14 protein-coding genes are annotated in these 13,273 nt (G+C 55.7%); 6 read left to right on the top strand and 8 right to left on the bottom strand.

The features are described from left to right. Positions 1 to 2 precede the first annotated feature (2 nt). Together ACZ5M3_RS07900 and ACZ5M3_RS07895 are read right to left on the bottom strand one after the other, a co-directional pair. Entirely contained in the window at positions 3 to 914 is a 912-nt protein-coding gene (locus ACZ5M3_RS07900; protein WP_297092515.1) for a transcription initiation factor IIB, read from the bottom strand. Positions 915 to 920: 6 nt separating this feature from the next. Continuing rightward, positions 921 to 1,232: a Gar1/Naf1 family protein gene (locus tag ACZ5M3_RS07895; RefSeq protein WP_464839120.1), complete on the bottom strand. Its 312-nt coding sequence runs from the start codon at positions 1,230 to 1,232 to the stop codon at positions 921 to 923. Between the two features lie 123 nt (positions 1,233 to 1,355). Here ACZ5M3_RS07895 and ACZ5M3_RS07890 point away from each other — a divergent pair, with 123 nt between their 5' ends. From ACZ5M3_RS07890 to ACZ5M3_RS07880, 3 genes are all read left to right on the top strand, one after another. Next, positions 1,356 to 2,210 carry a PfkB family carbohydrate kinase gene (locus tag ACZ5M3_RS07890; protein ID WP_464839119.1) on the top strand — a complete coding sequence of 285 codons (855 nt, stop codon included), beginning with the start codon at positions 1,356 to 1,358 and terminating at the stop codon, positions 2,208 to 2,210. Between the two features lie 63 nt (positions 2,211 to 2,273). Continuing rightward, complete coding sequence (locus ACZ5M3_RS07885) at positions 2,274 to 2,783, top strand: NUDIX domain-containing protein (RefSeq protein ID WP_464839118.1); 510 nt, start codon at positions 2,274 to 2,276, stop codon at positions 2,781 to 2,783. Between the two features lie 4 nt (positions 2,784 to 2,787). Beyond that, positions 2,788 to 3,144: an Mth938-like domain-containing protein gene (locus ACZ5M3_RS07880; protein WP_464839117.1), complete on the top strand. Its 357-nt coding sequence runs from the start codon at positions 2,788 to 2,790 to the stop codon at positions 3,142 to 3,144. On the opposite strand, the gene ACZ5M3_RS07875 is transcribed toward ACZ5M3_RS07880, so the two are convergent. Further along, a complete protein-coding gene (locus ACZ5M3_RS07875; protein WP_464839116.1) occupies positions 3,134 to 4,597 on the bottom strand; it encodes a hypothetical protein in 1,464 nt (487 codons plus the stop codon). The two genes, ACZ5M3_RS07880 and ACZ5M3_RS07875, sit on opposite strands and share 11 nt — an antisense overlap. A 9-nt stretch (positions 4,598 to 4,606) precedes the next feature. Further along, positions 4,607 to 5,368: an ABC transporter ATP-binding protein gene (locus tag ACZ5M3_RS07870; RefSeq protein ID WP_464839115.1), complete on the bottom strand. Its 762-nt coding sequence runs from the start codon at positions 5,366 to 5,368 to the stop codon at positions 4,607 to 4,609. Between the two features lie 172 nt (positions 5,369 to 5,540). Here ACZ5M3_RS07870 and ACZ5M3_RS07865 point away from each other — a divergent pair, with 172 nt between their 5' ends. Both ACZ5M3_RS07865 and ACZ5M3_RS07860 read left to right on the top strand, forming a co-directional pair. Beyond that, positions 5,541 to 8,093, top strand: a complete 2,553-nt coding sequence (locus tag ACZ5M3_RS07865; RefSeq protein ID WP_464839114.1) for a hypothetical protein — start codon at positions 5,541 to 5,543, stop codon at positions 8,091 to 8,093. A gap of 114 nt (positions 8,094 to 8,207) precedes the next feature. After that, positions 8,208 to 9,542: an RNA-guided endonuclease InsQ/TnpB family protein gene (locus tag ACZ5M3_RS07860; RefSeq protein WP_464839113.1), complete on the top strand. Its 1,335-nt coding sequence runs from the start codon at positions 8,208 to 8,210 to the stop codon at positions 9,540 to 9,542. A gap of 153 nt (positions 9,543 to 9,695) precedes the next feature. Here ACZ5M3_RS07860 and ACZ5M3_RS07855 read toward each other — a convergent pair whose 3' ends face one another. The 3 genes from ACZ5M3_RS07855 to ACZ5M3_RS07845 form a co-directional block, all read right to left on the bottom strand. Further along, positions 9,696 to 9,905, bottom strand: coding sequence for a hypothetical protein (locus ACZ5M3_RS07855; protein WP_464839112.1), 210 nt, complete (start codon positions 9,903 to 9,905; stop codon positions 9,696 to 9,698). Then, positions 9,902 to 10,030: a hypothetical protein gene (locus ACZ5M3_RS07850; RefSeq protein WP_464840829.1), complete on the bottom strand. Its 129-nt coding sequence runs from the start codon at positions 10,028 to 10,030 to the stop codon at positions 9,902 to 9,904. Before ACZ5M3_RS07850 ends, ACZ5M3_RS07855 begins: the two co-directional genes overlap by 4 nt. A 95-nt stretch (positions 10,031 to 10,125) precedes the next feature. Further along, a complete protein-coding gene (locus ACZ5M3_RS07845) occupies positions 10,126 to 10,809 on the bottom strand; it encodes a diphthine--ammonia ligase (RefSeq protein WP_464839111.1) in 684 nt (227 codons plus the stop codon). Between the two features lie 85 nt (positions 10,810 to 10,894). Between ACZ5M3_RS07845 and ACZ5M3_RS07840 the strand changes: the two genes are divergently transcribed. Next, the gene (locus ACZ5M3_RS07840; protein WP_464840828.1) at positions 10,895 to 12,178 is read left to right on the top strand and encodes a bifunctional L-myo-inositol-1-phosphate cytidylyltransferase/CDP-L-myo-inositol myo-inositolphosphotransferase; all 1,284 of its coding nucleotides are present in this window, start codon (positions 10,895 to 10,897) and stop codon (positions 12,176 to 12,178) included. 2 nt (positions 12,179 to 12,180) lie between these two features. Here ACZ5M3_RS07840 and ACZ5M3_RS07835 read toward each other — a convergent pair whose 3' ends face one another. After that, positions 12,181 to 13,266 carry an ABC transporter ATP-binding protein gene (locus ACZ5M3_RS07835; RefSeq protein WP_464839110.1) on the bottom strand — a complete coding sequence of 362 codons (1,086 nt, stop codon included), beginning with the start codon at positions 13,264 to 13,266 and terminating at the stop codon, positions 12,181 to 12,183. Positions 13,267 to 13,273: the final 7 nt, after the last annotated feature.

Genomic DNA, 13,273 nt, shown 5'->3' with positions numbered 1-13,273 from the left:
CCTCATATTGGGACGTTTATGCCGAGCTTCTCGACGAGTTCTTTATACCTGTTCCTCACCGTGACCTCGGTTACGTGGGCTACCTCCGCCACCTCACGCTGGGTCTTCTTCTCCCCCTCCAATAGCGAGGCGACGTACAGCGCAGCGGCGGCCAGTCCCGTCGGACCCTTTCCGCTCGTGATGCCCCTCTTGATGGCCTCCTGAAGTATCTCCTTGGCGCGCTTCTTCGTCCTTTGGCTTACACCGAGTGCATCGCCGAATCTGTCAACGTACTCTATCGGGCTGGTCGGCCTGAGATTCAGGCCGAGTCCCCTCGCGAGGAAGCGGTAGCTCCTGCCTATCTCCTTTTTCGTGACCTTTGAAACGGCCGCAATCTCATCGAGAGTCCTCGGAATGCCCTCCATCCTGCAGGCGGCATAGAGTGCCGCGGAGACCATGCCCTCGATCGACCTTCCGCGGATGAGCTTCTTCATGACCGCCTTCCTGTACAGGGAAGCGGCCACCTCCTTGACGCGCCTCGGCAGCATCATCTGGGCGGCCATCCTGTCCAGCTCGCTGAGGGCAAAGGCAAGGTTCCTCTCGGCGGCGTCGTTTATCCTCATCCTGCGCTGCCACATTCTAAGCCTTCTCATCTTCGTCCTGTACATTCCTGTTATCTGGTTGCCGTGTATATCCCTATCGCGCCAGTCTATGTCCGTGGAGAGGCCCTTATCGTGGATCATCAGGGTCATGGGTGCGCCGGTTCTGGCGCGCTTTGCCCTCTGGTCGGGATCGAAGGCGCGCCACTCGGGACCCTCATCGATGACGTTCTGCTGAACGACGTAACCGCAGACAGAACAGACAATCTCTCCCCTCCGCGGGTCATAAAACAGCTTATCGGAGCCACAGACCGGACAAATATTCTTATCAGCCAAAAGCTCTCACCCCCTCTTTCTGGGGGCAGGGCGTCTAGCCTTTCCGCCCTTGGTGCGTTTTCTGCCGGACTTTCCCGGCTTTGACTTCCTGCGTTTTGTATCAACGTAGAGCAGAGCCCCGATGTAGTCCTCGGGATTCTTTACCCTGGGCTTGACCGCAACGTACGGCCTGCTAACTGGCCCGAAGACATCCTTCACTACCCCAACCACGGTGAGCTTTTTGTCGACCACCGGGTCGTTGAGCGAAGGAACCCAGTCAGTGCGCAGAATAAGGAACCCCTGCTTTGCGTAGTGAGAAACTTTGCCCAGGCGCCTCATAGCCCCACCCCAAAAGGACATATCCTTTTAAGCTTTTCGATTTTGACTTTATAAACTTTTCGCAAAATTTCCAAAAGGTTTTTATTTAAGTGGCCTCTAAAACAGAAGATTAGGTCGGTTAAAATGAAGTGCCTTCTGGTCGGACATCTCGTCGTCGACACAATTGTGAAGGGTTCGAAATTCGAGACCCGGATAGGCGGGGGAGCGTACTACTCGGCAATAGCCCTCTCGAATTTCTGCGACGTTGAGGTTCTGACGAGCGTTGGTGAAGACTTCCCGGAGGGGTGGCTCGATGAGCTGAGGGCCCTCGGGATAAAGCTCCGGATAATACCCTCCGAAGAGAGCACCGCCTATGAGCTCCGCTACCTCGATGCCAACCGGAGGGAGCTGAGCCTCCTGTCAGTTGCCGGGAGGATAGCAGAACTCCCCGAGGGGAGGTACGACATGATAGTCCTCAACCCCGTGGCCGGCGAGATACCGCCCGAAACCGTCGAGGAGGCGAAGACGAGAAGCCCCTTCGTTGCCGCCGATGTTCAGGGGTTCATACGAAGCCCCCGGCCAGGAAAGGTCAGGCTGATCGGGAGGGACGCCTCGTTCCTCAGCGGTCTGAAGGTGCTCCATGCCGATCTCGCGGAGATTGGCTACCTGAGGAACTTTGGGCCGGGGGACGCCGAGGTCCTGCTGGTAACCAACGGGCCACGGCCGGGTTTCGCATACCTCGGGGGAAAGGGGTACACATACAAACCCGTGGAGGTCGATGTTGAAGAATCAACCGGTGCCGGAGACGTTTTTCTCGCAGGCTTTGTGGGCTTTTATGCCAAGTGCCCCTTCATCCAGGCGCTGAAGAGGGCGAACGCATTCACCGCCCTCTTCCTGAAGCATAGAAGCTTCTCCTTCTCCATGGAAGACGTGAACGAGCTGGCGGTGAGCGTCAAGGTCGAGAAGCTTAACGATATAAATCCATGGGAACAACTATAACCGCCGATGATGAAACGTCAGCATGCTGAAGATGATGAGAAGGGACTTCCCTGAGGTGGTGCTATGGATCGCTACGTTCTGCTCGTAAAGGCCCCGAAGGGCTACGATATATCCCCCGTGAGGGAGGAGCTTAGGGACTTTCTCAGGGAGAGGCATCCGGAACTAGCGGTCGAGATGCACAGGTGCATAGGCCTCACCGTCGACATCGTCATTCTCTACAACAACGGAGTGGTTCTCATCAAACGGAAGCACGAGCCGTTTAAGGGCCACTACGCCCTGCCCGGCGGCTTCGTCGAGTACGGCGAGACCGTTGAGGACGCCGCCAGAAGGGAGGCGAAGGAGGAGACCGGCCTCGACGTGAGGCTCATCAGGCTCGTCGGTGTTTACTCCGACCCGAAGCGCGACCCAAGGGGACACACCGTAACGGCGGCCTTTCTTGCCATTGGCTCCGGAGAACTCAGGGCCGGGGACGATGCTGGGGAGGTTCACGTCGTTCCAGTTGAGGAGGCGCTCAAACTGCCGCTCGCCTTCGACCACGGGAAGATTCTGAGGGACGCCCTGAGCCCGAGGTGATACCATGAGGGTAGAGTTTCCGGGATTCGGCAGGATAGTCGTGGACGGGAAGGTCTACGAGGGCGACATCGTGATATATCCGAGCGGAAAGGTGGAGGAGCGCAAGAAGTGGCTCAGCAAGAGGAAGCACGGCACGAGCCATAAGCTCGACCCGGATGAGCTGAGGGAGTACCTCACGGAGGAGTTCGATGCTTTGATAGTCGGAACCGGCGCCTGGGGGAAGCTCTCGCTCCTCCCGGAGAGCAGGGAGCTGGTGGCAAACAAAGAGGTCATCGAAAAGCCGACCGGCGAGGCGGTCGAGCTCTTCAACGGGCTCTATGGAAAGAGGAAAGTCCTTGCGATATTCCACATCACCTGCTGAGGGATTTCTGAACCATCAGAACCCCGAGGAGCGTAAGGGCGAGCGCGTAGGGGTATCCCATAAAATACCACAGGCCCGCGACCACTCCAAGCGCAATCCCGTTTATCACCATGAGCGCAAGGACGTGCCCGAAGTTGGTCTCTGGCACGGATAGCTCGCCCTCGCCGCGATAGAAGAAGGCCATCGCTATGGACGAGGTGAGGAAGGGAAGGAACACCGCCGCGGGCAGCAGGGTGAGAAGGCTGGCATCGAGGTAAGAAGTCATCAAAACCAGCCCAACTCCGGCGGTTACGGGGACTGCGTTCATAACGAGGAGCTTTGCCCTGACGAACTGGCCAACCGTTACGGGAAGACTCCGCAGGAATTCGAACTCCTGGCCGTCTATTTTGAGCACCGTGTCGATTCCCACCGAGGCCACCCAGGCTATCATTAGGAGAACCGATGCAACCGCCCAGTTTTCCACCTTCCCGGACGTGAGAATGCCGAGGGCGCTGGGTAGAATTATGAAGAGGGGGAAGATCAGGCCGACGAGCAGCGCACTCCTTCTAAAGGCTATCCTAAAATCCTTGAGTGCAAGCGCCAGGACGGGATGGTGGGTCTCTGCCTTAAATCTCAGGATTCTCGTGCGGGAAACGGTCACACCCTCCTCCATTCTGCGCCACAGCCTTCCGAGGATAAACCGGTAGAGGGGAACGAGAACCGCGAGGTAGCCCAGGATGAGCAGGAGGGAATGGAAAGGCTCTGTTATCGAGGCCACAGAGAAAGGATAGGCCACCGAATACTTCGAGAAGAAGGGCAGAATCTCCTCGTAGTGCTCGTTGACGTACTGCTGGACATAGTTGATGGCATAGAACATGCTGATGAACAGGATAACCCCCAAGGTTCTGGCGAGGGTCTTGAGCTTCGAGAACCTGCCGCCAACGCTGGCAGAACCAAAGAACGTGAAAACTACCAGCCCGAGGACGTGGCCGAGGAAAGCCCCAGTGAGTATCCAGAACAGGCCGAGTACCCCCAAGACCCCGTATTTTGCTGTCATGGCAACGACCGCAGGCAGGAGTGCGACGACCGCGGGAACGTTATCGATAGCCAGGAGTACGCTGAGGTAGATGGAACTCGTCTTCAGGGGGAGCGGTCTGAGGGGTTCAAAGATTCCCATCGAGACCGCGTAGGATGCGTTTACCGTCGTCGTATAGAGCGCCATGACGAAGGGGAGAAGGGCGTAGGTGGCGAATACCACCGCCGCCCGGGTCTCATCCCCCGCCGCTATCACCGCGCCGGCCATCATAATCCCGAAGAACAGGAACGCAACTGACTGAATCGCCATGCCCCTCTTTATATCGCCCGTGCTCCTCAGCTGCTTCCGGAACTTTTCCGGGTCTGCCGCTACCTGAGGGTTGCTCCTCAAACGCCTGTAGTGGAGCTCCCTGTAAAGTATCCTGACTATCTCGAACATGCTCCCACCCTAGAGGGCCTCTTTAAGCGCCCTGACTATTCCAGCCACCTCGTCCTGGCTCTCGGTGAGCTTGAGGAAGACGTCCTCGAGGCTCTCCTCGTGGGCGAACTCCTTGAGCTGCTCCACGGTTCCCTCCGCGATTATCTCGCCGTTGTAGATGACTCCGACGCGGTCGCATATCGTCTCGGCCAGGGCTAGGACGTGGGTGGAGAAGACTATGCTCCTCTCTTCCTCCCGGAACTGGAGCAAAAGCTCACGCAAAATTCTCGCGCTCTTGGGGTCGAGACCGTTCATGGCCTCATCCAGGACGAGAACCTTCGGGTCGTGGAGCATGGCGGAGATGAGGGAGACCTTCTGCTTGGTTCCGAAGCTGAGCGAGCCTATCATCTCGCCGAGGTACTTCTCTATCCCGAATGCCCTCACAAAGGTCTCCACACGTTCCTGGAGCTCTTCCTCTGGAACTCTCCTCACGCTCCCCACGAAGTTGAAGAACTCAACCGGGGTGAGGCTCTCATAGAGAACCGGCGTTTCGGGGACGTAGCCGACTATCCTCCTCACGCCCAGGGCGTCCCTGCTCACGTCGATACCGTTAACAACGACCCTGCCCGATGTGGGCTTCATTATTCCAGAAAGGATTTTCATGGTGGTGCTCTTCCCGCTTCCGTTGGGGCCGAGGAGGCCATAAATCTCGCCGTCATTGACGGTGAACGTTATCCCCCGCACTGCCTTAGTTGAGCCAAAGTTCTTGATGAGGTTCTCGACCTCGATCATTCTACCACCGCTTGTAATAATCAGAGTTGATTAATAAACTTTATCCTTTGAGTGACTCCCAGCCGGAGAAACTCTTAAATAAAACTAAGGTACAGAAATTGGGTAAAATCCAAACTCCAGTATGCCTTCCAATTTCCTTTTCTGGCTCTGGATTGGATTTGGAGGTATGGGTATGAGAAGACGTTCCAGATTACTGCTCCTCGTTGCACTGAGCCTGCTAGTTTTTCTGAGCGGGTGTATTGGGAGCAGTTCCCCGACCGGGACAAAACCCGTCCAGAGCAGTACGTCCCCAGCCCCAACCGAAACGCCGCGCCAGACGGAAACTGCTGCCGACACGGGGACTCCAACGGAAACTCCGACAGAAACTGACGCTGGGACTTCCACCGGAAGCCCACCTGCCAACGGGAGCGTCCAGTTTGATGAGGACGGGAACGTACTGTGCACAGCGGATATGGACGAAGATTCCGGCTGCGAAGCGAACGAGACCAACGAAGGGAGCGGTCCCGGGTTCTCACTGCCCGACGATGTAATTCTCAACATAACCCTCCAGCCTGTTCTTCAGCTTGCCCCGATAAACCCTCCAAACCTCACTTACATGGGCCCCCTGAGCTCGATGGCGAGCGTCCCCGGAGAAGAGGATACCATCGAATGGATCTCCGTGCTGACCTCCTCGACCGACCCCGGGAGGAACCTTGGGATAACGCTCCACTTCAGGAACGAGAGCCTGATGGGACAGTACATACACGTGCCCTTCATCATAGACCCTGTAACCGGGAAGAAGGTAACCTACGAGCCGACTGTCATCAGCATTGACGAGGGCGACGAGTTCGGAAAGCGCTGGGAAATTCACCTCTACGGGGGGATAAGCGGGGGGAGCTTCACGCTCTACGAAGTCACCAAAAACGGACTGGCAAAGCTTCAGAAGGGGAAGGTTATCCTGAAGGGTTCTTCTGCGAGCTTCACGATAGGGAACTTTTCAGAGACCTTCCCCGGGAAGGTCTTCCTCAGTGTTCACGCGGTGCCGGTGAGCTCCACCATGCCCGAGTTCGAGTATCCCTCAAAGAAGGCCTTCGTGCTCGTAGCCCCCAAGGGGCTGATAGAGTACCAGGACAGTGCATTCTTTGGAATAGACGGTGAACCGGTAAGCATCAGGGCAATAAGCAGCGGTTACGATCTTATTTTGGAGTTCTACCTGACCGAGGACGGCTGGCTCCCGTTTACCGGCTTCATCGACAGCAGCGACGACGGTAAGGCCGACTGGATACTTGAGGTCAGGGAGGGAAGTTATGAGCTGAAGGATGGATCGGGAAGTGTCTTCAGGGAGGGGAACGTAACCGTTGAAGATACACAGGTCGGAAAGAAGGTGAGCGTCAGGATAGAGAACTTCTACAGCCTCGTTCCATGGAGGAAGTTCCGCTTCTGGATGACGAACTGGATCGACCGCTTCCCGGCCAAGAGCAACCTCTGGCTCGATGCCAACGACGGAATGAGCATCGAGAAAGACGTTGACCGCTACTTGGTGGTCGTTGTCGAGGACGTCTTCATAAAGGGCAACAAGGATCAGGCAGAGGGCGAGATACAGCTCTCGTCGTGGGCCTACGGTATGACCTGGCCAGATGGAAAGGTTTATCCCATAGAGCACAGCGAGCTCTACACCTTCGGATATCCAATCGGTCACTGGGTCGAGGCCGAAGACAGAAGCAGGCTACTCTACCACGATGAAATGGCAACCGGAAGTCTCAGCAGGCCCTTCATCAACGGCTACCCGATACTCGCGATGCCTATCGAGGAGGCGAAGGGGTACAAGATTATAGTCCTCGAAACGGCCGGATGGGACAGGGACGAGCCGGGGAGCTACGTTACAAAAACTGCCGGATTCCTAACGGACTTCGCCGTGGGAATGGCAACCGGAGAGATTGGAACCGTTGCCAGCTACGCCTACAAGGGAATTACCTGGATGAACTGGCTGGCAACCGGCCAGAGTGGGGACGAGCTGTGGGGGAGCGTCTTCAACTGGCTGGCCGGAGCGGAGCCGGACAGTGTCGGAGATGCAGTTTACATACTCAAGCCCAACGAGGCGGACTTCACGAGGGGCTACCGTGTAACGGCCGAATCAAAGGACGGCAACATGCGCGTTACCTACGTGATCTACGAGGTGGAGGTGCCGAGGCCTCTTAAGTACGACAACCTCAAGGCGGAGCTCTTGGCGGTAGACTTCACGAAGGACACAGAATGGGGCGATGACGAGTACTACTATTACGCGAGGGCCTGCGCCGGCTTCGAGAGCCTCGGGAAGACGGAGGGGCTGCACAACGTCGAGGTTGAGGTTTTGGCCCCGAGAGGATACGCCTACTCCTATCCCGTCAGCTCAAGCGAGGGGCCAACCTTTAATAGACAGCCCTGCTCGGCGTCAAAGCTCTTCCACAAGCACCTCAGCGGGGACAAGGTTTCTTTAACCCCAAACCTGGCCATGCTGGAACTCGACGACGCGAGGGTTCCCTTCCTGTACATGGAGTACTCGGGCTGGGAAGAGGACAGCGGAAAGTGGGGTAACGACGACGACCCGATGGGCAACGTCGGGATAACGATAGTCTTCGACGACGACTACTTCGACTGGGACGTTACCTCGGGAATCCCGACCAAGTACTGGTCGCTGGACTTCGACGTCTGCGGCGTCTCAGGCGGGTGCTCGAAGGTCTGGTTCGGGCTGGACGTGAGACCCTGACCTTTTTCTTTTTCAAGCCTCGCTCTTCAGGGCGGGGTACGAACGACCGCCCAACGAGCTCTTAAGCGGGAAGCAACACTCTTTTAAAGCCCAAAAACCATGCCATTCTTTGAAATGAAGCGTTCAATAACAGTAAAACTACAACCCTCAAAGGAGCAGGAGAACGCCCTCTTCGAGTTAGCCCAAGCCACGGCAATCATCTGGAACAAGCTGAATTACCAACGCTTAAAACAATTCAAAGAATTCGGCAGGATTGATTTTAACGGGACGGAAAAAGAAGCCTATTACCAGTTCAAAAACTGGATTGGTGGCTCGACACTCCAGCAAATAGCCAGAAAGAACGCTGAAAGCTGGAGGAGTTTCTTCGCACTCAACAGAAAGAAAAAGAGTGGAGAATTGCCGGAGTGGTTCAGGCCAAAACCTCCGGGGTTCGTCGGGAAAGAGAACGGAAAGAAACTGTTCATTATCCCACTCCGAAATGACCAATATAAGATTGACGGGAATGTTATCGAACTGCGAAGACTTGGAAAGTTTGGAAGACTGAAGATTCAATTCAAGGGGAGAATTTACCTCAAGGGCCAGCAGGGGAGACTAGAGATAACTTACGACGAGGTAAAGCGCAAATGGTATGCGAAAATCAACCTCACCGTCGAGGAGAAACTAATTGGAAACGAGTGGATTAAACTTCCAAGAACTCCAATGGGGAACCTCTCTGCTGGCATTGATTTAGGAGTGAACAACTTAATGGCCGTTTACGTCGAGAACGGTGAGAGCTTCTTAGTTAATGGTAGACCATTGAAATCAATAGCCTTCTACTGGCAAAGAAGGATAGCGGAGTACCAGTCAAGAATCAACAAAAGCGGAGCTAAAAAGGGTAGAAGACTCTCAAGAATGCATCAAAAGGCCAAACTCCAGGCGAAGCACTACATTAACACTACTGTAAGGCAGACTGTCGAAAAACTCTACCAGATGGGTGTTTCGAGGATTGTCGTTGGCCGCCCGAAGGGCATTAGTAGAAACTCTAATAGGGGGAGAAAGCAGAATTACCTCCTTTCCCACGTCTGGCGTTTCAATTATGTCCTTAAACGTCTGAAAGAAGTCGCTGAGGAGTATGGTATTCAGGTTTTGATTGTTGGTGAGGCTTTCACTTCCCAGCTTTGCCCTCTCTGCGGCCAACGCCACTCTAATGGTAGAATCTTTAGAGGTTTGTTTAAGTGCCGTGGAGAGGGCGTTGTCATGAACGCTGATCTTGTGGGAGCGTTTAACATTTTGAGGAAGGTTGTGGAAAAGATAACCCCGAGCCTGCCTGCTCTGGCGGGTAGGGGTAATTGGCCGAAGGCCCGGCCAGAGGGATTCTCTGAACCCCCTTCAAAAGGGGTGATGAGGATTACCCCTCAAACCTCTCCGCCCTTGGCGAGAGGTTTCCTCAACGGAAACCCCGCCCTTTAGGACGGGGAGGAGGTCATGCTTATCACATGAGAATAAAACCGCCGAGCTCTTGAACGCGAGCGAGATGTAGTACAAATCCACGGCTCTTCCGTGGATCTTAGGGGCTATTGCTTCGGCAACCTGATAGAACTCTTCCTCCCCTACGAATCTCACTCACTCTCCTATAGCGTTTACGACCTCTACGGCTCTACTCCCGATTTTTCTGCTGAACACACTTAACATTTCTATCTTGGCTATTTTGGGCATTAGTACCTCGATATTGTAGTTTGAAATCTTTTTCAGTACCTCCTTTGCAAGTTTGTGCCTCTCACCGAGCTTTGGAAGCAGTGAATCAACTATGAGGGAAGCATCGAGTACGATCACCTTCTTTCCCTCACGAGGGTTTCTGTAAGGTCCTCATCAACATCCTCGAACTCTTTCTCCAGTGCGGAGATTATTTCGTAGAGTGACCGCTTTATCGTAAGTTGGACCCTTTCACCCTCTTTCAGAGGGATTTTTTCAGGGGTCTCAGTGTTCCGTGGTCATAAACTGCTTCGACCCTTTCCATTCTCCCCACCACACAAATTTTGGAAGAGGAGGTAAATTAAGGTTGTGATTTGAGTTCTAGGTGTGCCTTCTTAACCTCCAGCACGCCCGAATAGCTGCACTCGCTCCACTTCTTCTCGACCTCGTCGAAGACTATTCTCGCCTTGAAGAAAGGCGCGTCCCTGACGAAGGTCTCGAACTCACCGCCCTCACCGGCCACGTGAATCCTGTACTTCTCGTGGAGCTTGATGAGTTCTTCCAGGGCTTTCTCGTCAATCCTCCGCCCGAGCCAGCGCTCGTCGAGGCCGTAGGCGGCCGTTCCTACCATCACGATGTCAAAAATTTCTATCAGCTCGCGCATGTAGTCAACCGGGTCGCGGTGCCAGGCCGGGGCGAAGCTTTTCAAGCCAAGCTCTTTGGCAACCCTGTCCACACGCTTCTTCTGGTACTCGCTCGCTAAAGCGCCGGCGACGACGCCCTCTATTTTCAACCCCTCAAGGACAGCCTTCATGTCATCTACCTCTCTCTCCTTCTCCCCGGATGTGAAGCCCTTGATGAGGGGGATTCCAACGGCCTTGGCCTGGAGCTCGGTGAGGTGGATGTTCGGGACGTGGTACATGTAGCTCTCATCGCTTTCACTCACCATCGAGACGAGGTATTTGACCTCAAACCCCTGCTTCAGCGCCCAGTGGAGGGCGTAGTTGGAGTCCTTCCCGCCGGAGTACAGCACCGCAACGCGCATCTCTCTCACCCGAAAGCTTCAAATCATTGGTCGGATAACCCTCACTGGAGAGTGGCTCGGCGGGGGCTTTAAAAAGGTGATGCCGATGGTGCCAGAAACGGCGGTGATTCTAGCGGCCGGCCTCGGGACGAGGATGGGGGGGAGACCCAAGGGACTCGTAAAGGTGGCCGGAAGGGAGATTCTGTACCGGACGCTCACCCTTCTCATGAAAAACGGTGTTGAGAGGTTCATAATAGTCACAAACGAGCGCTATGGGGGGCTTTACCGCGAGTTCGTTGAGCGGCATGGTTTTCCTGCGGAGATAGTTATCAATCCCGAGCCCGAGAGAGGCAACGGGCATTCCCTTCACATGGCAAGGGGAAAGGTTTCGGGGAAGTTTGTTCTGACGATGAGCGACCACGTTTACGGCGAGGATTTCATCAGGGAGGCCCTGAAGGGGAGCGGCCTTATAGCGGACAGGAAACCAAGATGGACAGACGTAGGCGAGGCGACGAAGATAAGGGTCAGAAACGGCAGGGTCGAGTCGATCGGCAAAAACATTGAAGAGTGGGAAGCGGTAGATACGGGCTTCTTCGTCCTCGATGAGAGCATCTTTGAGACAACGGAGAGCCTGGAAAAGGAGAGAGAAGGGGACTACCCCGTGAGCGAGGTCGTCGAGCGGGCGAAGCTACCGGTCACCTTCATCGACGGCCTTCCCTGGATGGACGTTGACACGCAGGAGGACGTTAAGAGGGCCAGAAGGATGCTCGTCAAGACCGCGGTGAAGGGAACCGGCGACGGTTTCATCAGCAGGCACCTGAACAGGAAAATCTCCACGGAGATAAGCGCCCTGCTCGTTGAGAAAGCAACCCCGAATCAAATGACGGCCCTCACATTTGCCCTCGGCATGGTCTCGGCCCTTCTGACGCTCTTCAGCCTTCCATTGGCCGGGATACTCTACCAGCTGAGCTCAATCCTCGACGGCGTTGATGGTGAACTCGCGAGGGCCCAACTGAGGACGAGCAGGCTCGGGGGATACATAGACTCAATCCTCGACCGCTACGTTGACGGGGCATTTCTTGCACTGCTGGCCTACTCAGCCCTCAACGAGTCGGTCTGGTACCTCACTGCCCTGCTGGCACTCCTCGGCTCGGTGATGGTGAGCTACTCGACGGAGAGGTTTAAAGCGGCCTATGGAAAGGACGCCTACGCCGAGATACCCTCTCTGAGGAAGCTGCCCGGCAAAAGGGACGAGAGAATCTTCCTGACGATGCTCTTCCTCCTGTATCCTGTCGAGACTTCTGTTAAAGCACTCTTTCTCCTGCTCGCCGTAATTACGAACCTGAGGGTCGTCCTGACGGCGTGGATGGTATGGGGAAAGAAAGGCTGAGCTCAGTCCTCAAGGAACTCAAGGGCCTTCTCCGTCCTCCTGTCGAAGAGGACTATTCTCTCTTCCCGGAGCTTCACCGTTACCTGTTCGCCGAAGCTGAAGTGCTCACCCTCCGGGGCGAAGACCTTGACGAACGCTCCGTTGACCGAGACCGTGACTATCTGCTCCCTGCCAAGGGGTTCGAAGGAATATACCGTTCCGGCGAGTCCTTCGGCGCTCCCCTTCACGACCTCCGCGTCGTGGGGCCTGAAGCCGAGGACGACCTCGGTAACCCCGAGCCTCCCAACCAGCTCCCTGTACTGCGCCGGGACCGGAATCCTGCTTCCGCAGACGTCAAGGTGGGATCCCCTAACCTCCGCCTCGACGAAGTTCATGGGTGGACTCCCGAGGAAGCCGCCGACGAAGCGGTACTTCGGCCGGTAATAGACGTCGTCGGGAGCTCCGACCTGGAGTATCACCCCCTCCTTTATCACGGCTATCCTGTCGGCCATTGCCAGCGCCTCGGCCTGGTCGTGTGTGACGTAAACGGCGGTGATTCCAAGCTCCTTCTGGAGCCTCTTGAGCTCAGCCCTCACCTCAAGCCTCAGAAGCGCGTCGAGGTTGCTCAGCGGCTCGTCGAGCAGGAGAACGTCCGGCTCTTTGACCAGAGCCCTCGCTATGGCAACGCGCTGCTGCTGGCCACCGGAGAGCTGCCACGGGTATCTGTCAAGCAAATCCTCTATGTGGAGCATCCCGGCCACTTCCCTGACTTTCCTGGATATCTCATCCTTCGACACCTTCCTCAGCTCAAGCGGAAAGGCTATGTTGTCGAAGACCTTCATATGCGGATAGAGCGCCCAGTTCTGGAAGACCAGCCCGACGTTCCTGTCCTTCGGCGGAACATCCGTAACGTCCCTGCCGTCGAAGTATATCCTTCCGCTCGTCGGCCGGTAGATTCCGGCTATCGTGTAGAGGAGCGTTGACTTCCCGCTTCCCGATGGGCCCAGGAGGGCCATGAACTCCTTATCGGCTATCTCAAGGCTCACCCGCTTGAGGGCCTCAAAGTCGCCGAACCTCTTCGTGATGCTGTCCAGGGTGACCTTGACCATTCCAACC

This window comes from Thermococcus coalescens (assembly GCF_055392585.1).
Note: the sequence above shows the minus strand (reverse complement) of the source record. Positions and strands in the feature narration are given on the sequence as shown.

What these genes read in the sequence shown, in the direction of transcription:
- ACZ5M3_RS07895 (WP_464839120.1), bottom strand. Translation starts at nt 1,232, where the DNA reads ATGAGGCGCCTGGGCAAAGTTTCTCACTACGCAAAGCAGGGGTTCCTT.
- ACZ5M3_RS07890 (WP_464839119.1), top strand. Translation starts at nt 1,356, where the DNA reads ATGAAGTGCCTTCTGGTCGGACATCTCGTCGTCGACACAATTGTGAAG.
- ACZ5M3_RS07885 (WP_464839118.1), top strand. Translation starts at nt 2,274, where the DNA reads ATGGATCGCTACGTTCTGCTCGTAAAGGCCCCGAAGGGCTACGATATA.
- ACZ5M3_RS07880 (WP_464839117.1), top strand. Translation starts at nt 2,788, where the DNA reads ATGAGGGTAGAGTTTCCGGGATTCGGCAGGATAGTCGTGGACGGGAAG.
- ACZ5M3_RS07875 (WP_464839116.1), bottom strand. Translation starts at nt 4,597, where the DNA reads ATGTTCGAGATAGTCAGGATACTTTACAGGGAGCTCCACTACAGGCGT.
- ACZ5M3_RS07870 (WP_464839115.1), bottom strand. Translation starts at nt 5,368, where the DNA reads ATGATCGAGGTCGAGAACCTCATCAAGAACTTTGGCTCAACTAAGGCA.
- ACZ5M3_RS07865 (WP_464839114.1), top strand. Translation starts at nt 5,541, where the DNA reads ATGAGAAGACGTTCCAGATTACTGCTCCTCGTTGCACTGAGCCTGCTA.
- ACZ5M3_RS07860 (WP_464839113.1), top strand. Translation starts at nt 8,208, where the DNA reads ATGAAGCGTTCAATAACAGTAAAACTACAACCCTCAAAGGAGCAGGAG.
- ACZ5M3_RS07845 (WP_464839111.1), bottom strand. Translation starts at nt 10,809, where the DNA reads ATGCGCGTTGCGGTGCTGTACTCCGGCGGGAAGGACTCCAACTACGCC.
- ACZ5M3_RS07840 (WP_464840828.1), top strand. Translation starts at nt 10,895, where the DNA reads ATGGTGCCAGAAACGGCGGTGATTCTAGCGGCCGGCCTCGGGACGAGG.
- ACZ5M3_RS07835 (WP_464839110.1), bottom strand. Translation starts at nt 13,266, where the DNA reads ATGGTCAAGGTCACCCTGGACAGCATCACGAAGAGGTTCGGCGACTTT.